Here is a 25,298-nt window from a genome sequence, read left to right as displayed (position 1 = left end):
GGGTAGGGGGTAGAATGCTGTGGAGCGGTCGTGCCCTGAATTGGAGTTAGCTGATGGTCCCTGAAGAGCTGTTTTCTCTCGCGTTAGGATTGGTTCCGCCGTGGTTGGTGGATCATGTGACTTTCACGGTGGAGGAGAAACGCCTGGATCTGCACATCAACTTTCCCAAGGGTAGTCGCTTTGCTTGCTCCGTCTGTGGTGAGGAGTGTCCGGTACATGATACCCGTGACCATACTTGGCGGCACATGGATTTCTTCCAGCATGAAGCCTATCTCCATGCCCGCGTACCTCGTGTGAAGTGCCAGGAGCATGGAGTGCATCAGATATCTGTTCCCTGGGCACGGGAAGGCTCGCATTTCACCCTGCTCTTCGAAGCGCTGATCATGACCCTGGTGCGGGAGATGCCGGTATTGACCGTAGCCCGCCTAGTCGGCGAGACCGACACGCTCCTGTGGCGGGTGATTGACCACTATGTGCCAGAAGCCCGTACCAGAGTGGATATGGCCCATGTCCATGCCGTCGGCGTCGATGAAACCAGCAGTCGGCGCGGCCACGACTACATCACGCTCTTCGTGGATCTGGATGCCCGGCGACTCTTGTTCGCTACTCCCGGCAAGGATGCCAAGACCTTTGAGAGATTCTCCGCAGATCTACAGGCCCATGGTGGTAGCGCGGAAGCGATCACCGATGTGAGCATGGACCTCTCGCCGGCCTTCCAGAAAGGGGCTGCCGAGCACCTGCCCAATGCGGAGATCACTTTCGATCGTTTTCACCTCATGAAGCTCGTCAACGAGGCCGTGGACGACGTGCGCAAGGGGGAAGTCCTCACTCAGCCAAATCTCAAAAAGACCCGCTGGCTCTGGCTCAAGAACGATTGCAACCTCAAGGTGAAGCAGAAAGAAAAGCTGCAGGCATTACTCAAAGACCAGAACCTCAAGACGGCGCAGGCCTACCAGTTCCGCCTGACCTTTCAGGACATCTTCACGATCAAGAATCGCCATCAGGGGGCTACCCTCTTGAAAGCCTGGTTGGAAAACGCCAGAACCAGCGATCTGCCGCCTATCGTCAAGGTCGCCTACACCATCATGAATCACTGGGATGGCGTGCTCCGATGGTTCGAGAGCCAGATCACCAATGGAATTCTGGAAGGTTTCAACAGCCTCATTCAATCCGCCAAGGCCAAGGCTCGGGGTTACCGCACGCACAAGAACTTTATCAACATGGCCTACCTGATCCTGGGCAAGCTGGATCTCAGGCTACCCACTTGAAATGACGAGGAACCAGCTTGCTTTTGGTAATGCCCTTGCCTTCGTTGATGTTCAGAAAGCATGGGGATATCTACCAGACTTCCAAAGAGTCATTAACGTACTTGTCCTCTCTCCAATTTTTGGAGGGGGTTATGGTAGCTTCATTCGTTCTATTTTCTTCTTGCAACCTGCCGGGAAAATACCTCAAGGTTCGGTTGAGTATTTTGCCAACTCTTTCAGCATTATCATGGCCATTATTTCAACTGTGATACTTTATAAACACAAACAATATTTATTATCCATGTATAGCTTTCTGGTTATATCGGCTTACATGTGGTTTATTGGCTCCGTTCAAGGCCCTTCTTCAACGGTAAGACTTCTCTATATAGATGTACCCATTTTTATAGCCGCAGGATTTTACTATCAAAATAATGAACACAAGATTACGAGTTTTGTCCTTCTGGCCTTGTCCGCCATGGCATTACTTATACAGGTCGCTTTTTTTGTGAGTGGTTATTGGGTGATATAGATTTTCAAAAATAATGTGTTGTGACTCGTGATCCACTGCTTTTCCTGAAAATTTCAGGTACACTGTTGCCGAGATGGACAGACCACCCGCACTAGGGACCCAGCTTGGTATCTTTAAAATCTTTTATAACCAGTCAGTTAAATCTTGCAGAGTCGGTTTCGGACACTGCGGTGGATGTATCGACTCCGCTGCCCGTACAGATTCCCGGTGCCACCGTCACCCCGCGTGCTGATCATAACATTTCCCGTCGGGACATCAGCGACGGCGCCCTGCAGGTGCTGAACGGCTTACACAAGGCAGGCTTCCAGGCCTATATGGTGGGTGGCGGGGTCCGTGATCTGCTGCTGGGCCGCGAACCCAAAGACTTTGATGTGGCTACGGATGCCCATCCCGAACAGGTACGCAAACTGTTTCGCCGCAACGCCCGCCTGATCGGCCGGCGCTTTATCCTGGTGCACGTACAGTTTGGCAGTGAAATCATTGAGGTAGCTACCTTTCGTGGAGCCAGCGACGGCAAACGGAATCAGGCCAGCGAGCGCAGTGAAAGCGGGCGCATTCTCGCGGATAATGTGTACGGCTCCCTGGAAGAAGATGCCCGCCGCAGGGACTTCACTGCCAATGCCCTGTACTACAATATTGCCGATCGGAGCATTCTGGATTTTTCCACGGGCATGGAAGACCTGAGGGCTGGCCGTCTGCGCATCATTGGTGATCCCGAACAGCGTTACCGCGAAGACCCGGTACGCATGTTACGGGCGGTGCGCTTTGCCGCCAAACTGGGTTTTTCCCTCGACGAAGCCGCCCGCGCACCCATCCATACCTGTCGGGATTGTTTGCAGGAAGTACCTTCCGCGCGACTCTTTGAGGAAACTCTCAAGCTGTTTCTGAACGGTAACGCCCGCTCCAGCTTTGAGCAGCTTCGTCAGCATGGTTTGTTTGCGGCTTTGTTCCCGCAAGTAGATGCCATTCTGGATATGGATAATGCTGAACCTGCCCGGATTTTATTGCAGGGCGCCCTGGAAGGCACCGACCAGCGGGTCCGCGACAATAAATCCGTGACTCCGGCCTTTTTGTTTGCCGCATTATTCTGGCCTGTTTTGCAGCAACAAAGTCAGGTTCTGGAACAGCAAGGCAAACCGGCAGCCATTGCCTTGCAGCAGGCTGCCAGCGATATTCTTCAGGATTGCCTGGGACGGGTTGCGGTACCCCGGCGTTTCTCCTTGCCCATGCGCGAAATCTGGGATCTGCAGGCGCGTTTCCTGCGCAGAGGCGGCAGACGTCCGCACGCATTGCTGGCCCATCCGCGTTTCCGGGCAGCCTATGATTTTTTGTTGCTGCGCAGTCAAGCTGGAGAAATTCCTGCCGAACTGGCCGCCTGGTGGGAGCAGTTTCAGGCGGCAGATCATGAGGGCCGGCGCACTCTGATTGAAGCTGCGCGGCTCGAAGAAAGCGGCCAGGAAACGGCCCTCGGGCCACTGCCAGCCACCCGCAGCCGTCGTCCCAGACGGCGTCGGCGCCGGAATCCGCGCAACGACAACGCTACCACTCAGACTGTAGATACCACGGAGAGGGTGGCGGACAACGACTGACGGGTCGCGCCCCTGTGCATGTCATGGAAGCTCATAGCATCAACCTTCTCCCCCTGCTGAAAAAACAGTGGGGTACCGACAGACTGCAATATCTGCAGCAGATAGGTAACATTGCGCAGCAACTGGGCACGCCGGTCTATCTGGTCGGCGGTGCGGTTCGGGACTTATTCCTGGAACGTTATGCGCCGGATCTGGATGTTGCCGTCGAAGGCGATGTCCGGTCCCTGGTGGAAGCCTGCAAGGCACAGATCCCCGGCACCGATTATCAATATCATGCGCGTTTTGGTACGGCCACCCTGCAAGATTCCCGGGGATTTTCCCTGGATTTGGCTCAATGCCGGGTGGAACATTACCCGGCACCGGCCGCTTTGCCGGAAGTTCGACCCGGCAATATCGGCGAAGACCTGATCAGGCGTGACTTCACCATCAATGCCATGGCGCTGTCACTGGATCCCGAAAATTTTGCTTCGCTGCTTGACCCTTATGGGGGACGGATAGATCTGCAACGCGGGCAGCTACGCACCCTGCATTCCCGTTCATTTCTGGATGATCCGACGCGGATTTTACGCGGTCTGCGCTTTGCGACGCGATTTCAGATGAACCTCGCTCCGGAGAGCCGGCAGCAGCTCCAAGAAGCTTTGCGAGACGACATTTTTGCCCGGCTCAGTGCAGCTCGGCTGTGGCGGGAGATCTGCTATCTGCTCGAACTCGTCGCTTTACCCCAGGCATTATCCCTGTTATCCGAATGGCATCTCTGGTTTTTGCTGCGTCCCGCACCGATGGATATTCTCGCCATGCAGGCTCTGCTTGGACGTGGTCAGGAGCAAATCCAGTGGCTGCAACAACAATTTCCCGAGGTAAGCATAGCGGTGTCCACCCTCATGCTCATCCTGCTCTGGCAGGATTTGTCCTGGACCGACATACAACGACCCCTTGATCAATGGCCCATCCCGGATCGGAACCGACTGGAGGCCGACCTGCGCATCCTCCCTGATCTGCCCCGGCGCATTGCACAGGCCATTCGCCCCAGCCAGAGAGCAAATATCTGGCAAGCTTGCTCGCTCGCGGGCATACTGGCGGCCATGGCAATGTATCCCGATGACCGCGCACTCAAAGACAGTGCCCGCCTTTATTTGCAGGAGCAAAAGTCTCTCCAGCCGATATTCAACGGACAGGAGCTGCAGGCACTGGGGCTATCAGCAGGGCCGTCGCTGGGGAATATCCTGAAACGCCTACGGGACGCCCAACTGGACAGGGACATAGCAGACAAGGAAACAGCGCAACAATGGTTGATCAAACAAGGCATTCTGCCAACGAACCCTCGGTAATTGCCTGGATCAGTATCGGCAGCAATATAAAGCAGCCGATTGAACAGGTACAGAAGGCTCTGGCAGCATTGGCCGAGTTGCCGAATTCCGAATTACTCTGGCACTCCCTTTTGTATCGCACTGATCCCGTGGGTGGGGTTGAACAACCCGCTTTCATCAATGCCGTAGCCCGCCTGGACACCCGCTTGACGGCCGGGGCATTACTGGCTCGCCTGCAACATCTCGAAGCCCTTGCCGGCCGGCAGCGTACTACCGAAATATTCTGGGGTCCGCGCGTCCTTGACCTCGACATACTCAGCTATGGCGACCTGATTTCCACTGATCCGACCCTGCGCGTTCCTCACCCCCGCCTGACTGAAAGGGCTTTTGTACTGATTCCTCTGGCAGAATACGATCCTGATTTGGTGCTGCCCGGATGCGGGTGCATTGCCGATTATCTGGAGGCCGTTCAATCCCAGTCAGTTACGCGTCTCCCTGAAACATCCACACCTTCACCCATCAAGACCAGTATCCGCAGGGCCAGCGCATGACTCGCCCCCGCATTATCAGCATCGAAGGACCCATCGGCGCGGGCAAAACCACTCTGGCCCGGCGCCTCGCCGCAGCTTTGAATGCCAGCCTGATACTGGAAAAGCCCGAAGACAATGTTTTCCTGCCCGAGTTCTACCGCCAGACTGGCGGGGCACTGGCGACCGAACTGCAGTTTTTACTCCAGCGTCAGGCCCAATGGCAGGCGGCTCCCGCCGATTATCCCTATATCATCAGCGACTACAGTGTCCACAAGGATGAAATATTCGCCCCCCTGACCCTGTCTCCCCATGAGCTGCAGTTATTCCGGCAGATCAAGGCGGGGCTGCACTATCAGCCGACACCTGCCGATCTGCTGATTTTTCTGGATGCCCCCCTGGCAACCCTCCAGGAACGCATTTTGTCCCGGGCCCGGCCCTATGAACAAAAGCTGGATGACAGCTACCTAGCCAAAGTCCAGCAGGCTTATCAGGACTGGCGTCGTCTTTACCCAGCGCCCTGCCTGGATATCAATACCGGGCAACTGGATTTTGTCAGGGAAGCACGGCACAATGAGAACTTGATTAAAATGGTCAAGTATCATCTGAACATCATTGAGGCGTGATATGCACAAGAAAATCTCCCGCTGGGTAAAAGACAAACAACAGGGTCGCAAAAGAGCCTTGGTGACCGCTTATGATTACCCCATGGCGCGCTTTGCGGCCGCAGCCGGCCTGCATGGCGTACTGGTCGGTGACTCCTTGGGCATGGTGGTTTGCGGCGATCAGGACACCCTCAATGTCACCCTGGAACAGATGTGCTACCACACCCGGATGGTGCAGCGCGGTGCCGGAGACTGCCTGGTATTTGCCGATCTGCCTTTTGGCAGTTATGAAAAAAGTCCGGAGCAGGCCTGGGAGTCCGCCGGGGCTTTATTGCGTGCCGGGGCTGACGTCATCAAACTGGAAGGCGGGGCAGAAATGGCCGCCACGGTCGCCTTTTGTGCAGAACGCGGTATCAACATCTGCGCCCATATCGGTCTGACCCCGCAGCGGGTGCGACAATGGGGGAGTTTTCAGCGTCAGGGCACCAGCGATGCCGGAGCGCAGCGCCTGCAGCATGAAGCCAGCGTGCTCAGTGCCGCCGGAGCACGCTTTGTGGTGCTGGAGGCCGTGCCTGATGTGGTCGCTGCCCGCATCAGCCGGGAAATAGAGGCGGTCACCATTGGCATTGGCGCCGGCCCGGATACTGACGCCCAGGTGCTGGTTGCCCATGATCTGCTGGGCCTGGAAGTAGAAAGCCCGCCCTTTGCCCGACGCTACCTGGAAGCCGGCCAGCAGATGCAGGACGCCCTTGCCCATTACGTCGAGGACGTGAGCAACGGTCAGTTTCCGCCCCGGCGCGCGCACTGACATGCCCATCTTCAAGGATATCGCCAGCCTGCGGCAGTGGCGGCAAAGTCTGCAGGGCACCTTGGCTTTTGTCCCCACCATGGGCAACCTGCATGAGGGACACATGGCCCTGGTGCGTCTGGCTGCCGCCCGTGCTGAAAATGTGCTGGTCAGCATTTACGTGAACCCCCTGCAATTCGGGCCACAGGAGGATTTCACGCGTTATCCGCGCAGCCTCGACAAGGATTTACAGCAACTCCACGCAGCGGGATGTTCCACTGTTTTTACCCCGGACGATGCGTTGATGTATCCACGGGGCAGAAAGGACCTCTCCATCATCATGCCGCCCCACAGCCTGGCCAAACCCCTTTGTGGTGCGCACCGTGCGGGACATTTCGCCGGGGTCTGCACGGTCGTCAACAAACTGCTGCAGATGATCCAGCCGGAGATTCTGATTCTCGGTGAAAAAGACTATCAACAATTGCGGATTGTGCAGCAAATGGTGGCCGACATGAACATGACCGTGCAGGTGCTCCCCGGCCCGCTGCAAAGAGAAGCCAACGGGCTGGCCTACAGCTCCCGCAATGCCTTGCTCAGCCCCGATGAACGCCAGATGGCACCGCTCTTGGCCGCCACTCTGGGTGATCTGGCCCAACGCAGCCGCTCAGAAAGCGCCATTACTGAACTCGCCCAAGCAGGTCGCGACAGCCTGGAGCAGGCGGGTTTTGTTGTGGATTATCTGGAATTGCGGGATAGCCAGAGCTTGCAATTACTGGATCATGGTGTGCCGGGTGCGCGCTGGTTTGCGGCCGCCTATCTTGGGCAGACCCGACTCATCGACAATGTTATGATTCCCTTATGAACTCACGTCTCCGAGAAATTCCTTACAATTACACGTCCTTTTCCGATGGCGAAATTGTCAGTCGCCTGATCGGCACAGAGGCCTGGCGTATTCTTGAAGATCTGCGCGAACAACGGGTCACCGGCCGTTCGGCGCGGATGCTTTTTGAAGTCCTGGGTGATATCTGGGTCGTTGAACGCAATCCGTACATTCAGGATGATCTCGCCCGGGACCAGGGCCGCCGCGAAGCCCTGTGGAATGCGTTGGCCCATCGCCTCAAGGATATCCGCACGCGGGCTGAAGGCAATGCCCTGGTTTTGCGGCTCCTGGATAGTACCCAGGAAGCTGTAAAGTCTTTCACCCGGCAGTTTGACGAAGATCTCCATCTGCGCAAAAAATCCGAAAAGCGTTTACTGAAAATTACTGCCCGGGATAATGTGGATTTCAGCGCCTATGCGCGCATTGCCCATATCACCGACGCTTCCGACTGGCGGGTGGAAATTCCCTTTGTAGTGCTTTACCCTGCCGACGAGTCCGAGGTTCAACGCATGGTGCTGGCCTGCCGTGAACTGGGTCTGTCCATCATTCCCCGGGGGGGTGGCACCGGCTATACCGGTGGGGCCATTCCACTCCGGCGCCATACGGCAGTCATCAATACCGAAAAACTGGAACAAATATCGGCCATAGAACCAGTCATACCGGCTGGTCTGAGCCAAACGGTGCCGAGCATCTCCGCCGGCGCTGGGGTAGTGACCAAAGTGGTTGCTGACGCCGCCGATGCGGCGGGTCTGGTTTTTGCCGTTGATCCGACCTCCATGGATGCTTCCACCATCGGTGGCAACATCGCCATGAATGCCGGTGGCAAAAAAGCCGTACTCTGGGGCACCGCCCTGGACAATCTGCTCTCCTGGCGCATGGTTACTGCCGATGGTAACTGGCTGGAAGTGGAACGGCTGAACCATAATCTCGGCAAAATCCATGATCAGCCTCAGGTCGACTTTCTGCTCCAACGCTATGCCGGCGATGGCCAGACCCCTCTGGGGGAAGCAGAAACATTGACACTACCCGGCGCCAGCTTGCGCAAGGCGGGTCTGGGCAAGGATGTGACCGACAAGTTTCTCGGTGGCTTGCCTGGCATCCAGAAAGAAGGTTGTGATGGCATTATCACTTCCGGGCGTTTTCTGCTGCATCGTATGCCCGCCCACATTCGCACCGTCTGCCTGGAATTTTACGGTACCGACCTGAATGCCGCCGTACCGGCGATCGTCGAAGTCAAATCCTATGTGGAAAACCAGAGTAATGTTCTACTGACCGGATTGGAGCATCTCGACGAACGCTATCTGAAGGCCATCAAGTACAGCAATAAGGCGCCCCGTCATGAACGACCGAAAATGCTGCTCCTGGCGGATATTGCCAGTGATGATCCGGACGCAGCGGGAGCCACAGCGGCAGCCGTGGTGCGCATTGCCAATGCCCGGGGAGGTGAGGGCTTTGTGGCCACCACCCCCGAATCCCGACGCCGTTTCTGGGCCGACCGCAGCCGCACCGCGGCCATTTCCGCGCATACCAACGCCTTCAAAATCAACGAAGATGTGGTCATTCCTCTGGAACAACTGGGGGCTTATACCCGGGCGGTGGAACGCATCAATATCGAACAGTCCATCAGCAGCAAATTGCGCAGCCTGACGGCTTTGGACGCCTATTTTCACGGTGACCTGGCAGAAATCCGCAAAGCCAAGGACTATGAGGATTGCAGCGAAGATCAGGCCATTGTGGCCGCCAAAAGAGCCGCCGCCCTGGCTCTGATTGAGGATACTCGCCAGCGTTGGGAAGCCTTGCTCCAGCGTTTGGATGATGCTGCTGCTTTGCATCCGGAGCTGCTGGATGCTCAGTCTGCGACAGTCATGCATCCCGAAGAAACCCTCATCGATCTACTCCTGCGCGGTGTCTTGCGGATCAGTTATCGAGAGCGGGTGGGGCGGCCGCTGGAGGCACTGTTTGCTGGAGACGCTTTCACCGCCCTGCGCGAGCAGATTCGTGACATCCACGCGACATACAAGCGTTCCCGGCTCTTTGTGGCCCTGCATATGCACGCTGGTGATGGCAACATTCACACCAATATCCCGGTACTGTCCAGCAACCAGACCATGCTCCATGAAGCCGACATAGTGGTGGACCGGATCATGGCTATCGCCCAGCAACTGGGCGGCGTGATCTCCGGCGAACATGGCATTGGTATTACCAAAATGCGCTGGCTGGAACCGGAAAAAATTGCCGCTTTTGCCCGTTACAAGTCCCAGGTAGATCCGGATGATCTCTTCAATCCGGGTAAGCTGCTGGCAGGTTCGGGTCTGGACAATGCTTACACCCCCTCCCTGCAACTGGTAGAACAGGAAGCCTTGCTCCTCGAAGCCAGTGAACTGGGCGAGCTCAACCGCGAAATCAAGGATTGTCTGCGCTGCGGCAAGTGCAAACCGGTCTGCATGACCCATATTCCCCGTGCCAATTTGCTTTATTCACCGCGCAACAAAATCCTCGCGACGGGCTTGCTGATCGAGGCTTTTCTCTACGAGGAGCAAACCCGACGGGGTGTTTCCCGGCAACACTTCGAGGCCATGAATGATGTGGCCGATCATTGCACCACCTGTCACAAGTGCCTGACCCCCTGCCCGGTGGATATTGATTTTGGCAAGGTCTCCATCCACATGCGCAACATTCTCCGGGCGCGGGGCGAGAAATCCTTCAATATGGGAACACGGCTGGCGATGAGCTACCTGAATGCTACTGAACCCGGAAAGGTGCACTTTCTCCGTCAGGGGGTGCTTCAGACCATGTTCAAGGCCCAGGCTCTGGCCCATGATGTCGTCAAGCCCCTCTTACCCAAAGGCCCGCCTCCGGCCACCACGGGCAAGGCCAGCGTGCGGGCGGAAGTCATCCACTTTTTGCGCAAACCCCTGCCCACCAAAATGGGCGCCCAGACCATGCGCCAGCTTTTGGCCATTGTCGATGACAAAACCGTGCCCATCATCCGGGACAGCGCCAAGGTCAATGACGACAGTGATGCCGTGTTTTATTTTCCCGGCTGCGGCAGTGAACGCCTGTTCAGCGACATCGGCCTGGCGACCCTGGCCATGCTCCATCATGTGGGTGCCCAAACGGTTCTGCCTCCGGGTTATGTCTGCTGCGGCTACCCGCAAACAGCCGGTGGCCAGGAGGACAAAGGTCAGGAAATTTCCGTGCGCAATCAGGTGCTCTTCCATCGGGTGGCCAACACCCTCAATTATCTCGATATTAAAACCGTGATTGTATCCTGCGGCACCTGCATGGATCAGCTACTGCAATATCAGTTTCAGCAGATTTTCCCCGGTTGCCGTCTGCTGGATATTCATGAATATCTGATGGAAAAGGGAGTTGCTCTGGAGGGCGTGGCAGGCGTGCAATATCTCTATCACGACCCCTGTCATAGTCCCATGAAAACCCACAAACCCCAGGCGGTTGCCAGTCGCCTGCTCGGCCAGGAGGTGACCGAGTCCGCACGCTGCTGTGGCGAAGCTGGGACCCTGGCCAGCAGCCGTCCCGATATTGCCACCCAGTTGCGCTTCCGCAAGGAAGAAGTGCTGAAAGAAGGCGTCTTCCAGCTGACGGGCAGCGACAAGGCCGTGGACAATAACGTGCGTCTGCTGACCAGTTGTCCCGCCTGCCAGCAGGGCCTGGAGCGCTACCGGGAAGATACCGGTCTGGATACGGACTACATTGTCGTGGAACTGGCACGGAAAATTCTCGGTGCGCAGTGGCAGCAGGCCTTTATTGATGCGACCCAGCAGGGGGGCATTGAAAGGATATTGCTTTGAGCCCAGCTTCTGAACGGGATCCGGTGTTTCACGCCCAGATAGATGGGGTATTGGATCTGCATGCGTTCCGCCCCAAGGAAGTCCCCGATCTGGTCCGGGAATACCTGCAGACCTGCCGGGCTGCCGGCATGACCGAAATCCGGATTATTCACGGCAAAGGCCGGGGGGTGCTGCGCGAAACCGTCCATGCCCTGCTGCGCCGCGAACCCATGGTCAAAAATTTTCGCCTGGCCAATGATCGCAGTAGCTGGGGCGCCACCCTGGTAGATATTTATCCTCCGGGCGTCCCGTTACCCGAAGCACCGGCCAATTCCGGCAAAACAGCGGCCAAGCTCTGTACCCAACCAGCTCGTTCCGACCCGGTGACGCTCCCCGGCTGGTATCGCCTCCTCCAGAAAATTTTTGAGCGGCGCTAAAACCCATGAGCACAACCAATCTACCCGAAGAAGGTGTCACCAAATTCACTCTGCACTGGGAACACGCTGCCGCCCCCCGTCAGGCGGAAATCGCCACCTTGCAGGACTGGCGCGATGTGTTGTTCGCACGCCAGCTCATTGGTGCCGATCCACAGCGTTACGGCGGAATCGGATTTGGCAATGTGAGTTGCCGTAGCCCCCAGGGGTTTCTGATCAGCGCCACCCAAACCGGGGCGCTACAGACTCTGACGACGGCACATTTCTGTACCGTGACCGACTGGAATATTGCGGGCAATCAAATTCATGCCAGGGGGCCTCAAGCACCCTCCTCCGAAGCTCTGAGTCATGCCGCCTGTTATGCCGCCCATCCCGACATTCACTGGGTGTTTCACGTCCACAGCCCGGTACTCTGGCAGGCAGCCGAACGGCTGGCCATAGCGGCGACTCCACTGGATGCGGAATATGGCACCCCGGCCATGGCCGAGGCCATCAGTGACATAGTCCAAGGTGCCCGCCTTCCCCTGCTGCTGCAAATGGCGGGGCACGAAGACGGCATCATCGCCGCTGGCCAGACGGCTGCCCAGTGCGGGACGTTACTGCTGGAAGCGGTGCAAAAGGCTCAGCTTTCCAGCGCCTTGCGCAGGTAAAAGTCCATATCGGTCAGGTTGTTGAGCGCCCATTTACGGTAGTCATCGGGAAGATCAATGATTTTGACGCCCTTGTGCTTGCCGAAGGGCATGGTTTCGGGAATCCGCGCGCGCTCACTGAACTCCCAGAGATCTTCCCAGGAGGAAGGCCGCACGGCGAGAATGACCTTATTCAGCAATATCCGGCAAAATTTCACATCCGCCAGCGCTGAATGAGCATTTTTGAGATTATCCCGGGTTTTTTTGCGGTCCTTGCTGAAATGAAACATCAACGCCGACTGGGAATGGCTGTCAACCTCCGGCCAGAGCTTGCGGGTCATGGCATAGGTGCAAATCCGTTTGACATCGGGCTTGCCGATCACCCCCCAGTCATAATCAATACTGTGTCCCACCAGATAGGCGGTGTTCTCCGGCAGGGTAAACGTCCGCGCCGAAGGACAATCGAGCAGGTCTTCTTCGAGTATGTGATGGACCGCCATGGCCCCCATCTCAATGGGTTTATCCGGCCGGTAACGCTGCACAAACTGTTCTTCCACTTCCAGGGTCTTGAGATCACTGACCGCCAGCCAGGCCGCCTCGATCAGATCGGGCTCGACCCGCCCCGTCGTTTCCGTGTCAAAAATCAGTGCGCGCATACCGGCTCCAGTGTGGATCAGAGAAAGGAACTGCAGGTTAATGGTGTACTTGCCAATGGGCAAGAGACAATTTACGGAAATTTCTCCTTCCACCAGACTCCTACGGCAGATTATCTCTGTGGAAATGCCGCCAGAAGCGATGATTTGACCATTGATTTATTGAATAGAAACCCCCATTCTTCACTGATACCAAGCGCGTTGCTTGTTTGAAGGAGTCTGTAATGAATCAGGATCAAAATCCCTACCAGTTTCCCGACAGCATGAATCCCCAGGGAAGTCGTGCAGGGACTTCCATCGGCGCCCTCTTGGGGAAAACCTACGCGCTGCTGGCGGCCACGCTCGTGGTTTCGGCCATTGCCGCCGTGTACGGGATGAGTTCACCCTTTGCCTATGAACATCCCATTATCCTGATGATCGGATCTTTTGCCCTGCTCTTTGCCGTGCAGTATACCGGTGCGCATCGCAGTCCTTTTGCGATTCCCTTGGTGTTCCTCTTTGCCGCCGGCATGGGCATGATGATGGGACCAGCCATTGAGATGTATCTGCGCATGCCCAACGGCGCCACCATCATTGCCGAGGCGCTAGGAACCACCGCCGCCATGTTCGTCGGTCTGTCGGCCTATGCCATGACGACCCGCCGGGATTTCAGCAACATTGGCGGCTTTCTCATTACCGGGCTGATTCTGGCGATTGTGGTGTCGTTACTGAATATGTTTCTTCTGCATCTGCCGGCCCTGCAATTGGCTATTGCCGGAGTACTTGTACTGGTATTCAGTGGTCTGATTCTGTTTGATACCCAGCGCATGGTGCGGGGTGGCATCCAGGAACCGGTGCTGCTGGTGGTGGGTCTTTACCTGGACATCATCAACCTGTTCATGGCTCTGCTGGAGATTTTCGGCGGCGGCAACCGCAGCTGAAATTCACCGTATACCCCACCGCCAGATATCCGCCACGTCAGTAAGCATGGCGGATGTGGCTACGGATACGCCCTTGCGCTATCCTCTCGGCGATGAATAAGTTCCCTATTCCTGAATTGCATCGCCCATGAGCGCCACTGAATCCCCCGCGAAGCACACCCCCATGATGCAGCAGTATCTCGGACTGAAGGCAGAATGTCCGGATGCCCTGCTGTTTTACCGGATGGGGGATTTCTACGAGCTGTTTTATGAAGATGCGGAGAAAGCTTCGCGTCTGTTGGGTATTACCCTCACCAGTCGCGGGCACAGTGCGGGAGAGCCCATTCCCATGGCCGGCGTTCCCGTTCACAGTGTCGATGGCTATCTGACTAAACTGGTGGCTTTGGGCGAGAAAATTGCCATTGGTGAGCAGATTGGCGACCCGGCCAACAGTAAAGGTCCCGTCGAAAGAGCCATTGTCCGGGTACTGACCCCCGGCACCATTGTCGATGGGGCTTTGCTGGACAGTCAGCAGGAACCGCTGCTGTTGGCCATTTGCCCGGAGGGGGAACAATGCGGTCTTGCCTGGCTGGACGCGGCCGGAGGACGCCTGATGCTCCGGGAAATTCCACTGACCCATCTGGCCGACCTGCTGGGTCGACGTCCTGTTGCGGAAATCATCCTGCCTGAGGACGCAGACCTGCAGAAGCACTTGCAGGGAACCCTCGTCCAGGATCTCGACAAGCAGATATTCCAGGCACGCCGCAGTCAGGCCGTACTGGATCGTTACTTTGGCGAGCGTTTGGACAGTTTTGGCTGCAACGACTGGCCTCTGGCCCTACGGGCAGCCGGCGCTCTCCTGCATTATGCTGAAACGCAGCTGCGTGGCAGTCTGGCGCAGATCCAGCACCTGCATCCTGAGCGCGCAGAAGAAGAACTGTACGTAGATGCTACGGCTTTTCGTTCTCTGGAAGTAGTGGAAAGCCTTCAGGGACAAGGTCCAACCTTGCTATCCCTGCTCCAGAAAACGCGGACCGCCATGGGAGCACGGCTGCTGCGCCGCTGGCTCATGCGCCCCCTACGTCAGGGTCCGGAATTATTACAGCGGCAGCAGTGTGTCAGCGCGCTCATAGAAGGCCAAGATCAAGGCGCTTTACAAAATGCCCTGCAGGGCATTGCCGATGCCGAGCGCATTCTTACCCGCATCGCCTTGCGCAGCGCCAATCCCCGGGATCTCGCCCAGTTGCGCCACACCCTGCAGGCCCTGCCCGCTTTACGCGACCGCCTGGGTCATTTCACGGCTGACATATTGGCAACTTATCAGGAAAAAATTGGCTTGTTCACCGCCACGACGCAGCTCCTGGAAAATGCCATTGTCGATCAGCCACCCATGACTCAAAGAGAGGGGGGTTATATCCGCTCAGGCTATGATCCCGAACTCGATCGTTTACAGGCCTTGAGTCACAATCTTCAGGATGTGCTGCGCAATCTGGAGCAGCAGGAGCGCCAGCGTACCGGCATCAGCCAACTCAAAATTCAGTACAATCGCGTTCACGGTTTTTATATTGAAATCAGTCGCAGTTATCAGGGTCCCATTCCCGACGATTATCGCCGCCGACAGACCACCAAAAATGCCGAACGATATATCAACGATGCACTGAAAACCATTGAAGATCAGGCTCTCTCTGCCGAAAGCCTGGCACTGAGCCGCGAACGCCATTTGTTTTCAAGTCTGTTGGAGGCGCTACTGCCAGAAGTGGCGGCACTGCAAAACACCATGACGGCCATCGCCGAGTTGGACGTACTGAGCACCCTGGCCGAACGCGCCATCACCCTGAACTGGTCGGCCCCGAAAATGGTGGCCGAAAATGCTCTGCACATTGCAGATGGACGCCACCCTGTGGTCGAGGCGCAAATCGGCAGCCAGTTCGTACCCAACGATCTGCATTTTGATGGCCAACAACGAATGCATCTGATTACGGGTCCCAATATGGGGGGTAAATCCACCTATATGCGCCAGAGCGCACTCATCGTTCTGCTGGCCCATATTGGCAGTTGGGTGCCCGCCCGGGAGGCGGTCATCGGTCCCATTGACCAGATATTCACCCGCATTGGTGCGTCAGACGATCTCGCGGGGGGGCGTTCCACATTTATGGTGGAAATGAGCGAGACAGCGCGGATTCTCCATTTGGCCACTGCCCGAAGTCTGGTCATTCTCGACGAAATCGGGCGCGGTACGGCCACCTATGATGGCCTCGCCATTGCCTGGGCTACGGCAGAAGCCTTGCTGGAGCGCGGTGCTTTCACGCTTTTCGCTACCCATTATTTTGAGCTGACCGCCCTCGAAAACCGGGGATTATCCAATCTCCATCTGGATGCCGTCGCTCAGAATGAGCAGGTGATTTTTTTGCACCGTGTCGAGGAAGGCCCGGCCACCCAGAGTTACGGACTGGCCGTTGCCAGCCTGGCCGGGATCCCCGAGGGCATCGTGACTGCCGCCCGCAAGCGCCTAAATCTTTTGGAGAATACTGCTGCTTCTAAGCAGCCACCAGCCCCATCCAGCCCAGTGCAAGCGTCCATAACCCTACCCGCACAAATTCCCCTGTTCACAGTTACGCCCCACCCTATTCTGGAACGTTTGCAGCAACTGAACCCGGATACCATCAGCCCCAGGCAAGCCCTGGATTTGCTCTATGAAATAAAAAATATGCTTTGATTTCTCCAGTAATGTACTGAAATGTTACTCTGTATACAGGATTGGTCTTTCACAGATGGTAGAATAAATGGTAAACGCGCAAAACACGGACTGGCTGCAACGATGGCAACAAAACCGCATCGGTTTCCATCGCTCGCATTTTCATGAGCAGCTTTTGGCTCACTGGCCGGAGCTCGCCGTGAGTCCCGGCAGCCGAGTGTTCGTTCCTCTTTGTGGTAAAAGCCTGGATCTGCTCTGGCTGGTCAATCAAGGGTTCGAGGTCACTGGCGTTGAACTTAGCCCCATAGCTGTCGAGGGCTTTTTCCGGGAACATGGGTTGACCCCTGAAATCACATCCCACGGCGCTTTTCAACGCTACCAGTCTGATGCAATAGAAATCTTCTGTGGAGACTTTTTTCAGCTGCGGTCGGAGGATCTGATCGGCACAGCAGCCGTCTATGACCGCGCCTCACTGATTGCTCTCCCCCCGGCGCAGCGCTTGGCCTATGCCCGTCACTTGCGTACCTTACTGCCCGAAAGACCTGACATCCTTTTGATTACACTGGATTTCCCTGCCGAAAACCGGCAAGGCCCACCCTATCCAGTATCCATGGATGAGGTGCAGCAACTCTATGAAGGAGCATGGAAAATCCAACATATATCGCAAACTGACCTGCACGATGGGCAGCATGCCAGCGGGCCTGAGCGCTTCGAGGAAGATGTGTACATTCTCCGTGCTGCCCAGTTATAAATTGGTACAGAGGCTTTATCCGCCCCTGATTGACAGGCCGATATGACCTGCATCGCAAGCCGCCTCTTGCTCCCAGTTGCCCCGGAAAACTGGACAATGCACTTTGCGCGGCCAGAGCGAACTCATGCAAGCCAAGGGTCCAGTACCGGCAGATCGGGATACTGAAAATCGATGTTGTGCGTGATCAGCGTCAAGCCAGGTACCAGCGCAGTAGCCGCCAGCGACCATTGCCCAGGATTTGTCCAGAAAGCTTAAACAATTACAGGGCTAAAAATCAATCTACGAATTTGTTTTATTTGGTGGGCGGTACAGGGTTCGAACCTGTGACCCCTGCCGTGTGAAGGCAGTGCTCTACCACTGAGCTAACCGCCCTGAATAATCCATTCAGAGAGCGCGTAAAATACCAATCAGCGCCTCTCAGGTCAACCGACGCAGTTCCAAATCCATATCCACAACCTCCCTTGCCAAATCCAGATAATTAGGCTATTTACTTTCTTTAGAAAAAAGAAAGAGGAAGACGCCTATGTCAAGGCATTACTTTATGTTTAGCAAAAGTCTCCTGCAGTGGGCCGAGTTCGCGTTGCTGTTAGGCACCTTGGCCTTGAGCGGCTGCGCCAGCATGACACCCAGCCCCTCCCTTCCTCCTCCCGCTCTACATCAGGCACCGACACCATCCACCGACTATTCTCATCGTGCGGAAGCGACAACCCTGGATGCCGTCCTGGTGCATGCCATCTCTGAAATTGGCAAGGCTTATCGTTGGGGTGGTGAATCGCCAAAAACTGGATTCGACTGTAGCGGACTTATTCAATATGTCTTGGAACAAGCTGGGGTGGACATTCCCAGAACCTCCTTTGCCCAGGCAGCCGCCTTACCCGCCGTGCCCCTGAGCCGCATCCGTCCCGGCGACCTGGTGTTTTTCAACACCATGGGACAGCCATTTTCCCATGTGGGTATTTATATCGGCGGGCAACAATTCGTCAGCGCCCTGAATCGCCGCCAGGGGGTCGCCGTGCAGAGCCTACAAATTCCTTATTGGGCGAAACGGCTGGATGGAGTCCGCCGACCCATGCCCAGAGAATTGCTCGCCATGCGTGCGAATTAGGTCACCCTGAAACCCACTGATTTTTAATGGAAAACAATGCACATACTCCCTAAAAGTCCTATCAGAACCCTACTGAGCATTGGCATTAGCGCTACTCTACTTTCCGCATGCGCGACTGAAGTCAGCAGCCCTGTCTCGCCCCCTGTTTCGGCCAATCTGCCTGCAGTTACACCCCGCGCCCAAACGCTGCCACAACCTGCTGCCCGGCAGATTCCACCGTCGGCCATTTCCGAATCCTGCGTTCGAGACGTTTACTTCCCCAATTTTCCTCAGCAATATCAACAACAGCTCCGGGAAATTGCCTGCCATCTGCAGGAAAATGACGGTCTGCCCGCTCGCTATGTGATTCCCGCCCTGCAGAATGCGCGCTTCAACGCTCGCGCCGTGGCGCTGATGACCCCGGCGCCGCCCAGCAACAAGCCCGTCGTTCCCTATCCCTGGTGGCGATATCGCGACCGTTTTCTTCACCCCGACCGCATTCAGCGCGGATTACAGTTCTGGAATGCACACCGTGCCCTGCTGGAACAGGTCAGCCGTAAATACGGGGTTCCGGGCCCCATCCTGATGGGTATTCTCAATATCGAAACCGGTTTTGGCTCTTTCATGGGCAATTTTTCGGTGCTGAACAGTAATCTTAGTCTGGCATTGGCCTTGCCGGGTCGGCGACAATTTTTTCTGCACGAAACTGCAGAAACTTTGAAACTGGCACAAAAACTCGGCGTTTCGCCTGCCAGCCTGATGGGCTCCGAGGCGGGGGCCATGGGTATGTCACAATTTCTGGCCAGCAGTTACCTGCGCTACGGTATTGTCTGGAATGATCCCCCCGGCGGGCCGCTGCCCAATCTCTGGAATTCACCAGCCGATGTCCTGGCTTCCACCGCCAATTTTTTTCTGGCGCACGGCTGGCAACCCGGTCAACCCGTTTTGGGTCGCGTAGCGCGAAGTGGTGGAGCAAATGCTGATTTCTTTTTGCACGGTAAACATCCCCTGGGGCAATTACTGGCTGCCGGCATTCAGCCGGAGAAGACGCCGAACTTGCCGGTAAGTACTCCTGTAGGTCTGCTTCGTCTACAGACTACAGAAGGACCCACATTATTTGTGGCCTATCCCAATTTCTACGCCATCATGGGCTACAATCCCAGCACTTATTATTCCGCGACAGTCTGGGCTTATGCCCAGGCTATTCAACGTGCCCTGAACAGCTGAAGACAACCAGAATCACCGGTATCAGCATGATGGTTGCCATAAGTTGTCCAGGGTCATCGCCCATGTGTTAATATAGGTTCTATCTGATTAATCGCTACGAGGCTTGGTGTGACCCCACAAACTGCCGCAAAAAAGCACGTCGATCACATCATTTGTGCCCGTTGGGTCATTCCGGTACGTCCGCGCAATTTGCTCCATCATCACGCCATGGCCGTTTCTGAAGGGCGCATAGTCGCTATCGGCCCCCAAGAAGATATTCTGAATGCGTACACGGCCGCCGAGGTGACGACCCTGAATCAGCATGTCCTGATGCCCGGCTTCGTCAATGCCCATACCCATGCAGCCATGACCCTGATGCGTGGCCTTGCAGATGATCTGCCGCTGATGACCTGGTTGAACGAACACATCTGGCCGGTGGAGGGCCGCTTTGTCAGTCCGGAATTTGTGCGCATGGGCACGGAACTGGCCATTGCCGAAATGCTGCGTGGCGGTACTACTACTTTCAACGATATGTATTTTTTTCCTGAAGCGGCCGCTCTCAGTGCCCAAGACATGGGAATGCGGGCACACATTGGTCATGTCATCATCGATTTTCCTACGGCTTATGCAGCCAACGCCGACGCCTGCCTGCAGGCCGCTGCTGATCTTCTGCCGCGCCTACGCCAGCTGCCCCTGATTCGACAAAGTCTGGCGCCCCACGCTCCCTATACGGTGGCCGATGCAGGCTTGCGCGGCACCCGGGAACTGGCTGAAGCCGAGCAACTGCCCATCCACATGCACGTCCATGAGACCGCTTATGAAGTGGATGAAGCCCTTGCTCAGCACGGGCAACGCCCTCTGGCGCGCCTCGCAGCATTGGACCTTCTCAATCCGCGCTTTCTGGCCGTACACATGACCCAACTGGATGACAGTGATCTGAGCCTGTGCCGGGAAAGCGGGCTGCACATTGCCCATTGCCCGGAATCCAATCTCAAGCTCGGCTCAGGTATTGCCCCTGTCGCCCGGATTCGCCGGCAGGGCATTGGCCTTGCCATTGGTACCGACGGTGCCGCCAGCAACAATGATCTCGACATGCTCGGTGAGCTGCGCACGGCCGCTCTGCTCGCCAAAGGCATCAGTAACGATCCTACGGCGTTTCCCGCCTGGGAAGCCTTGGAAGCCGCCACCCTGGGTGGTGCCCAAGCCATCGGCTGGGGCGACCGAATCGGTAGCCTGGAAATTGGCAAAGCGGCCGATTGCATCGCCATTTCTCTTGATCATCCCGCCACCTTCCCCGTGTATGATCCGGTGTCCCAAGTAGCCTATTGTGCGGGACGTGACCAGATTACCCATGTCTGGGTAGAAGGTAAAATCCGTATCTCCCAGGGACAGGCCGTGGACTGGGAAACATCGGCATTATTCCGTCGCGCCCAGGAATGGGTAAAGCGCATTCGCGAAAGAGATCAGAACCCATGAATATGGATCAGGCTGAAGTCAGCAAATTCGATGCACTCGCCAGCACCTGGTGGGATCCCCACGGACCTTTCCGGACGCTGCACGAGATCAATCCCCTGCGGGTGGATTTTATTGCCAATGGTTGCCAGGGGTTGCGCGGCAAGCGCATTCTCGATGTGGGTACGGGCGGCGGGCTTCTGGCGGAAGCCATGGCCCGTCAGGGGGGAATAGTGACAGGCATCGATCTGGCCGCTGATGGCATCGCAGCCGCTCAGGCCCATGCCCAGCGCAGCGACTTATCTATTCAGTACCGCATAATCGCCGTCGAGGATCTGGCCGCAGCAGAACCCCAATCCTATGATGTGGTCACCTGCATGGAAATGCTGGAACATGTTCCTGATCCTGCTGGCATTGTTGCGGCCTGTTCGCAACTACTGAAGCCTGGCGGCGAAGCATTTTTTGCAACCCTCAACCGTCATCCCAAAAGTTATCTGCTGGCCATTCTCGGCGCAGAGTATGTTCTGGGCCTATTGCCGCGCGGCACCCATGATTACCAGAAGTTCATTCGCCCCAGCGAGCTCATCGCCATGACCCGCAAGGCCCATTTACAAACCCTCGCCCTCAAAGGCATGCATTATGATCCCATCCGCCATCAGGCCCGCCTCAATGATGACGTGACCGTTAATTATCTGATGCATACCCGCAAACAACATGCCTAAAAGCGGCGCCGTACTTTTTGATCTCGACGGTACCCTAGTAGATACCGCGCCTGATCTGGCCGCCGCCGCCAACCATCTGCGCGCACTACAAGGATTACCTGCCCTGCCCCTCAGCGCTCTGCGCCCGGTAGCCTCACAGGGAGCCAGAGGGCTATTGCGTGTAGCTTTTGGTCTGCAACCGGAAGATACAGATTTCCCATCCATGCGCGCCGCTTTTCTGCAGCAATATTTATCCGAAATTTGCCAGCAAAGCGCCTTGTTTCCAGGTATGGAACGGGTTTTACGCTGGCTGGAAGAGCAAGAAATACCCTGGGGAATCGTGACCAACAAGCCGGGTTTCCTGACGACTCCTTTGCTCGCGGCTTTATCCTTGCCCGTTACTCCCGGTGTAGTGGTCAGTGGAGATACTGCGGCGCGCCCCAAACCTGATCCCCTGCCGGTACTCCACGCCTTACGAAATCTGGATATTACGACAGCCAGACAGGCTATCATGATTGGCGATGATCATCGCGATATTCTGGCTGGTCGTGCGGCGGGAACCCAATGCTGGGCAGCAGGTTGGGGCTATATAGAATCCAACGATCCACTGGAAAACTGGGGCGCAGACCAGATCATTCCCCGCAGCGAATCCCTAGAACTCGCCCTTTTCCATTTCCACGCCGCCCAATGAAACCGGATGTTGCTGGCTGCGGGTAATTTGCAGCAAGGCCGCCGCGAGAATCAATATGCCACCCAGCAACTCCAGCAAGCCCGGATTTTCACCCGCCAGCCACCAGGCAGAAAGTGCGCCGACAATCACCTCAAAAGGCATGATTACAGCAGAAACACTGACCGGCATTCTTGCCACTCCATACTGAATAGCCAAGGTTGCCCCGGCAATCCATAACCAGGAAAAACCCAACAGATAAACATAGTGCGCTGGAGAAAGCATAGGCCAAGGCTGAATAAAGAGGAAAGGCAGGGCCAGCAGCACACAGCCCCACCACACCGAGCTAGCCCTGTGCATGTCTCCAAGAGCTTCATCCGCACGTAAAACCACATTACTGAGGGCAAAAGCGAAACCTGAAGAAATCGATAAAAGATCATTCGTACTCAAATCATTCAAGGAAAATCCCTGACCATGACTCACCACTAGAGCTGAACCACCCACTGCGAGTAGTGCCGCTAGAGCTCCACGCCATCCAATGGCTTCGTGTAGAAAAATCCGTGCTGCAAAAATTGACCAGACGGGGGAGAGGTAGAACAGCAAAAGAATCCGTATCACTTCGCCGTGCACTAATGCCAACATAAAAGCCACATTGGTCCACCCGCCAAGAATCAGCAATCCTAACATCGTCCAGTGATGCCCACGTAACTCGTACCGCCGCCGCCAGGACCACCAACCGGCAGGCACTGCCAGCAACAAATAAGTCACCAGGATCAGCCAGGCACCGTGCAGGCCCTGTTGATTAAAATAGCGTAAAGGGAGCCACAAAAACCCCCAAAGGCTGGAGCCCAGGAGCAGAGCCATGACGGGCAGGCTCCGCTGATTTCGTGTTGTGAGATTATAAATCAGGAGAGAATCCTTTGCACAAACCATGTATCCCGATATTTATCCCATTTAAACCCTAAACTTTTCATACATCCCACACGAATAAATCCAGCCTTATCGTGGAGATGAAGACTTATTAAATTATCAGCATCAATAACACCTACCATAGACTTTTTTCCAGCCAGACGAGCCGTAGAAACAATCTCACCGAGCAAAAAACTACCAACGCCTTTACTGCGCACTGCAGAATCCACATAAACTGAGTGTTCGACAGTATCTAAACTTCCTGCAAAATTACGAAACCTTCCATAAGTAGCAAAGCCCAAAATTTTGTCACTGTGCGTATGCGTACAAACCAGAAGCGATCCATTTTTTTGCAAGCGATTAAAAAACCATTGATGAATATCATGCTCATTAAATAATCTTGAAAGATAAATATAAGGACTTTGAGCGATTTCAACATTAAATATTCTTTTAATATCAGAAGCATAATCCGGCCAATTAGTTTCATTCACTTGCCTGACCGCAAATAGGCTACCTGATTCTGTATATTCGGACATATCAACGATTCATCGGCTTACTTTGGCGCGACCATAATTCAGCATAATGGCCATTAGCCTGCAATAATTGCTGGTGATTGCCCATTTCTGTGATCTGCCCATTAGCCATAACAATAATACGATCAAAGTGCGCAATAGTAGAAATGCGATGTGCAATAGAAATCACGGTTCGACCGGCCATGAGAGCATCCAGTTCAGTTTGAATTTCTTGCTCAGTGACAGAGTCCAAAGCAGATGTCGCCTCATCCAGAACGAGTATCGGCGCATTCTTCAGAAAAACACGTGCAATAGCAATACGTTGCCTTTGCCCACCAGAAAGTTTTATTCCCCGCTCGCCAACCTGAGCATCAAGACCAGTCCGACCGTAAGAATCCACTAGATCCATGACAAATGCATCTGCTCGAGCTTTACGCAAAGCTTCTTCCACTTCATCCCGTGTAGCACTTTGCCGTCCATACCGAACATTATCAAAAATAGAACGATGTAATAAGGATGTATCCTGAGAAACGACTCCAATATATTGACGAAAGCTTTCCTGTTCTAAATCTCTGACATCTTGACCATCAATTAGAATACGTCCGTTGTTCACATCGAAGAAACGCAACAATAAGCTCACCAAAGTGGATTTTCCTGATCCAGAAGGTCCAACAATAGCCACTCTTTCGCCTGGAGCGATATGTATTGAAACGTCATCAATATGTTTTATCTCATCCACAGTTCCATCCTGTTGATGATAACTAAATGAAACATTATCAAAATCAATTTGTCCTGCTTTGAATATAAAAGGCTTAGCATTTTCAGCATCACCCATCAATCGCGGACGATCAACAGAGCGCATACCATCCTGCACGGTGCCGATATTCTCAAAAATGGCTGAGAGATTATTTGCTACCCATCCCGACATATTTGCTATTTGCCAAACCAATGGCACAGCCGTAACCAAAATACCAACTGAGATCATTCCTTCGTGCCACAACCAGAGTCCGACACCTGTAGTACCACTAAGAAGCAGGGCATTTAGCATAGTTAATGACGTCATCCAGGTGGTCACCATACGTAACGAAGCACGGAATGCTGAAGTGTGCTTGACAAGTGCATCACGAACAAACTGATCTTCATCTTCTGATTTTGCAAAAAGTTTGACTGTATGAATGTTCGTGTAACTATCAACAATAGAACCCGTAAGACCAGAACGCGCCTTAGATAGCGAATTTGATCGCTGTGTCAGGCGCGGAATAAAAAACCACATTAACAGACCATAAAGAAAAAACCACAAAAAAACAGGAGCAGAAAGTGCCCAACTTTGTTGCGCAAGAATGATTATTGAACTGATACCATAAGTAAGCAAATACCAAACAGCAGTCAGCGTGGCAACAGTGCTCTCTCTTAAAGAAGGGCCTGTTTGCATAACTCGGAGCGC

Annotated in this window: 23 protein-coding genes and 1 tRNA gene; 19 read left to right on the top strand and 5 right to left on the bottom strand. The window is 55.1% G+C overall.

Annotated features, from left to right (window positions below; translation table 11 throughout):
* The first annotated feature begins 53 nt into the window (after positions 1-53).
* From B1757_RS05280 to B1757_RS05230, 11 genes are all read left to right on the top strand, one after another.
* On the top strand, positions 54-1,268 hold the full coding sequence (locus B1757_RS05280) for an ISL3 family transposase (protein ID WP_101536405.1): 1,215 nt from the start codon (positions 54-56) through the stop codon (positions 1,266-1,268).
* A 1-nt stretch (position 1,269) separates the two neighbouring features.
* Positions 1,270-1,776: a hypothetical protein gene (locus B1757_RS05275; RefSeq protein ID WP_101537320.1), complete on the top strand. Its 507-nt coding sequence runs from the start codon at positions 1,270-1,272 to the stop codon at positions 1,774-1,776.
* Positions 1,777-1,946: 170 nt separating this feature from the next.
* A complete protein-coding gene (gene pcnB, locus B1757_RS05270; RefSeq protein WP_253253721.1) occupies positions 1,947-3,365 on the top strand; it encodes a polynucleotide adenylyltransferase PcnB in 1,419 nt (472 codons plus the stop codon).
* A gap of 23 nt (positions 3,366-3,388) precedes the next feature.
* On the top strand, positions 3,389-4,693 hold the full coding sequence (locus tag B1757_RS05265; protein ID WP_101537318.1) for a CCA tRNA nucleotidyltransferase: 1,305 nt from the start codon (positions 3,389-3,391) through the stop codon (positions 4,691-4,693).
* Positions 4,651-5,223 (top strand): 2-amino-4-hydroxy-6-hydroxymethyldihydropteridine diphosphokinase, encoded by a 573-nt coding sequence (gene folK, locus B1757_RS05260; RefSeq protein WP_101537317.1) that lies wholly within the window; start codon positions 4,651-4,653, stop codon positions 5,221-5,223. The genes B1757_RS05265 and folK overlap by 43 nt, the downstream gene beginning before the upstream one ends.
* On the top strand, positions 5,220-5,825 hold the full coding sequence (locus B1757_RS05255; protein ID WP_101537316.1) for a deoxynucleoside kinase: 606 nt from the start codon (positions 5,220-5,222) through the stop codon (positions 5,823-5,825). The genes folK and B1757_RS05255 overlap by 4 nt, the downstream gene beginning before the upstream one ends.
* 1 nt (position 5,826) lies before the next feature.
* Positions 5,827-6,612, top strand: coding sequence for a 3-methyl-2-oxobutanoate hydroxymethyltransferase (gene panB, locus B1757_RS05250; RefSeq protein ID WP_101537315.1), 786 nt, complete (start codon positions 5,827-5,829; stop codon positions 6,610-6,612).
* Position 6,613: 1 nt separating this feature from the next.
* Positions 6,614-7,453, top strand: a complete 840-nt coding sequence (panC, locus tag B1757_RS05245) for a pantoate--beta-alanine ligase (RefSeq protein ID WP_101537314.1) — start codon at positions 6,614-6,616, stop codon at positions 7,451-7,453.
* Positions 7,450-11,283 (top strand): DUF3683 domain-containing protein, encoded by a 3,834-nt coding sequence (locus B1757_RS05240; RefSeq protein ID WP_101537313.1) that lies wholly within the window; start codon positions 7,450-7,452, stop codon positions 11,281-11,283. The genes panC and B1757_RS05240 overlap by 4 nt, the downstream gene beginning before the upstream one ends.
* Positions 11,280-11,699: a Smr/MutS family protein gene (locus B1757_RS05235; RefSeq protein WP_172437613.1), complete on the top strand. Its 420-nt coding sequence runs from the start codon at positions 11,280-11,282 to the stop codon at positions 11,697-11,699. The genes B1757_RS05240 and B1757_RS05235 overlap by 4 nt, the downstream gene beginning before the upstream one ends.
* A gap of 5 nt (positions 11,700-11,704) precedes the next feature.
* Positions 11,705-12,346, top strand: coding sequence for a class II aldolase/adducin family protein (locus B1757_RS05230; protein ID WP_101537312.1), 642 nt, complete (start codon positions 11,705-11,707; stop codon positions 12,344-12,346).
* On the opposite strand, the gene B1757_RS05225 is transcribed toward B1757_RS05230, so the two are convergent.
* Complete coding sequence (locus tag B1757_RS05225) at positions 12,319-13,074, bottom strand: putative quorum-sensing-regulated virulence factor (protein ID WP_253253720.1); 756 nt, start codon at positions 13,072-13,074, stop codon at positions 12,319-12,321. The two genes, B1757_RS05230 and B1757_RS05225, sit on opposite strands and share 28 nt — an antisense overlap.
* Before the next feature lie 128 nt (positions 13,075-13,202).
* On the opposite strand from B1757_RS05225, the gene B1757_RS05220 reads away from it, so the two are divergent.
* From B1757_RS05220 to B1757_RS05210, 3 genes are all read left to right on the top strand, one after another.
* Complete coding sequence (locus tag B1757_RS05220) at positions 13,203-13,898, top strand: Bax inhibitor-1/YccA family protein (RefSeq protein ID WP_101537311.1); 696 nt, start codon at positions 13,203-13,205, stop codon at positions 13,896-13,898.
* 127 nt (positions 13,899-14,025) lie between these two features.
* Positions 14,026-16,593: a DNA mismatch repair protein MutS gene (gene mutS / locus B1757_RS05215; RefSeq protein ID WP_101537310.1), complete on the top strand. Its 2,568-nt coding sequence runs from the start codon at positions 14,026-14,028 to the stop codon at positions 16,591-16,593.
* 67 nt (positions 16,594-16,660) lie between these two features.
* Complete coding sequence (locus B1757_RS05210; protein WP_101537309.1) at positions 16,661-17,323, top strand: thiopurine S-methyltransferase; 663 nt, start codon at positions 16,661-16,663, stop codon at positions 17,321-17,323.
* A gap of 297 nt (positions 17,324-17,620) precedes the next feature.
* Here the strand turns inward: B1757_RS05210 and B1757_RS05200 are convergent.
* Positions 17,621-17,695 (bottom strand) — tRNA-Val (locus B1757_RS05200).
* Between the two features lie 169 nt (positions 17,696-17,864).
* On the opposite strand from B1757_RS05200, the gene B1757_RS05195 reads away from it, so the two are divergent.
* From B1757_RS05195 to B1757_RS05175, 5 genes are all read left to right on the top strand, one after another.
* Entirely contained in the window at positions 17,865-18,428 is a 564-nt protein-coding gene (locus B1757_RS05195; RefSeq protein ID WP_101537308.1) for a C40 family peptidase, read from the top strand.
* 36 nt (positions 18,429-18,464) lie between these two features.
* On the top strand, positions 18,465-19,634 hold the full coding sequence (locus B1757_RS05190; RefSeq protein ID WP_101537307.1) for a lytic murein transglycosylase: 1,170 nt from the start codon (positions 18,465-18,467) through the stop codon (positions 19,632-19,634).
* A gap of 108 nt (positions 19,635-19,742) precedes the next feature.
* Entirely contained in the window at positions 19,743-21,089 is a 1,347-nt protein-coding gene (locus B1757_RS05185; RefSeq protein WP_101537306.1) for a TRZ/ATZ family hydrolase, read from the top strand.
* Entirely contained in the window at positions 21,086-21,787 is a 702-nt protein-coding gene (ubiG, locus tag B1757_RS05180; protein ID WP_101537305.1) for a bifunctional 2-polyprenyl-6-hydroxyphenol methylase/3-demethylubiquinol 3-O-methyltransferase UbiG, read from the top strand. Before B1757_RS05185 ends, ubiG begins: the two co-directional genes overlap by 4 nt.
* On the top strand, positions 21,780-22,457 hold the full coding sequence (locus B1757_RS05175; protein ID WP_101537304.1) for an HAD family hydrolase: 678 nt from the start codon (positions 21,780-21,782) through the stop codon (positions 22,455-22,457). The genes ubiG and B1757_RS05175 overlap by 8 nt, the downstream gene beginning before the upstream one ends.
* On the opposite strand, the gene B1757_RS05170 is transcribed toward B1757_RS05175, so the two are convergent.
* The 3 genes from B1757_RS05170 to B1757_RS05160 form a co-directional block, all read right to left on the bottom strand.
* A complete protein-coding gene (locus B1757_RS05170; RefSeq protein WP_101537303.1) occupies positions 22,419-23,297 on the bottom strand; it encodes a DMT family transporter in 879 nt (292 codons plus the stop codon). The genes B1757_RS05175 and B1757_RS05170 overlap by 39 nt on opposite strands.
* A gap of 41 nt (positions 23,298-23,338) precedes the next feature.
* Positions 23,339-23,878, bottom strand: a complete 540-nt coding sequence (locus B1757_RS05165) for a GNAT family N-acetyltransferase (protein ID WP_101537302.1) — start codon at positions 23,876-23,878, stop codon at positions 23,339-23,341.
* A gap of 1 nt (position 23,879) precedes the next feature.
* A partial coding sequence (locus B1757_RS05160; RefSeq protein ID WP_101537321.1) for an ABC transporter ATP-binding protein occupies positions 23,880-25,298 on the bottom strand: 1,419 nt, incomplete at its 5' end.

This window comes from Acidithiobacillus marinus, assembly GCF_002847505.1.
GTDB classification, from domain to species: domain Bacteria; phylum Pseudomonadota; class Gammaproteobacteria; order Acidithiobacillales; family Acidithiobacillaceae; genus Acidithiobacillus; species Acidithiobacillus marinus.
The sequence above is the reverse complement of the archived record's forward strand: the minus strand, read 5'-3'. Positions and strand labels throughout refer to the sequence as shown.

Coding starts and splice junctions, on each gene's coding strand:
- ubiG (WP_101537305.1), top strand. CDS start 21,086: ATGAATATGGATCAGGCTGAAGTCAGCAAATTCGATGCACTCGCCAGC.
- B1757_RS05220 (WP_101537311.1), top strand. CDS start 13,203: ATGAATCAGGATCAAAATCCCTACCAGTTTCCCGACAGCATGAATCCC.
- B1757_RS05230 (WP_101537312.1), top strand. CDS start 11,705: ATGAGCACAACCAATCTACCCGAAGAAGGTGTCACCAAATTCACTCTG.
- panC (WP_101537314.1), top strand. CDS start 6,614: ATGCCCATCTTCAAGGATATCGCCAGCCTGCGGCAGTGGCGGCAAAGT.
- B1757_RS05195 (WP_101537308.1), top strand. CDS start 17,865: ATGTTTAGCAAAAGTCTCCTGCAGTGGGCCGAGTTCGCGTTGCTGTTA.
- B1757_RS05170 (WP_101537303.1), bottom strand. CDS start 23,297: ATGGCTCTGCTCCTGGGCTCCAGCCTTTGGGGGTTTTTGTGGCTCCCT.
- B1757_RS05190 (WP_101537307.1), top strand. CDS start 18,465: ATGCACATACTCCCTAAAAGTCCTATCAGAACCCTACTGAGCATTGGC.
- mutS (WP_101537310.1), top strand. CDS start 14,026: ATGAGCGCCACTGAATCCCCCGCGAAGCACACCCCCATGATGCAGCAG.
- B1757_RS05280 (WP_101536405.1), top strand. CDS start 54: ATGGTCCCTGAAGAGCTGTTTTCTCTCGCGTTAGGATTGGTTCCGCCG.
- B1757_RS05255 (WP_101537316.1), top strand. CDS start 5,220: ATGACTCGCCCCCGCATTATCAGCATCGAAGGACCCATCGGCGCGGGC.
- B1757_RS05265 (WP_101537318.1), top strand. CDS start 3,389: ATGGAAGCTCATAGCATCAACCTTCTCCCCCTGCTGAAAAAACAGTGG.
- B1757_RS05240 (WP_101537313.1), top strand. CDS start 7,450: ATGAACTCACGTCTCCGAGAAATTCCTTACAATTACACGTCCTTTTCC.
- B1757_RS05210 (WP_101537309.1), top strand. CDS start 16,661: ATGGTAAACGCGCAAAACACGGACTGGCTGCAACGATGGCAACAAAAC.
- folK (WP_101537317.1), top strand. CDS start 4,651: ATGGTTGATCAAACAAGGCATTCTGCCAACGAACCCTCGGTAATTGCC.
- B1757_RS05165 (WP_101537302.1), bottom strand. CDS start 23,878: ATGTCCGAATATACAGAATCAGGTAGCCTATTTGCGGTCAGGCAAGTG.
- panB (WP_101537315.1), top strand. CDS start 5,827: ATGCACAAGAAAATCTCCCGCTGGGTAAAAGACAAACAACAGGGTCGC.
- B1757_RS05175 (WP_101537304.1), top strand. CDS start 21,780: ATGCCTAAAAGCGGCGCCGTACTTTTTGATCTCGACGGTACCCTAGTA.
- B1757_RS05275 (WP_101537320.1), top strand. CDS start 1,270: ATGACGAGGAACCAGCTTGCTTTTGGTAATGCCCTTGCCTTCGTTGAT.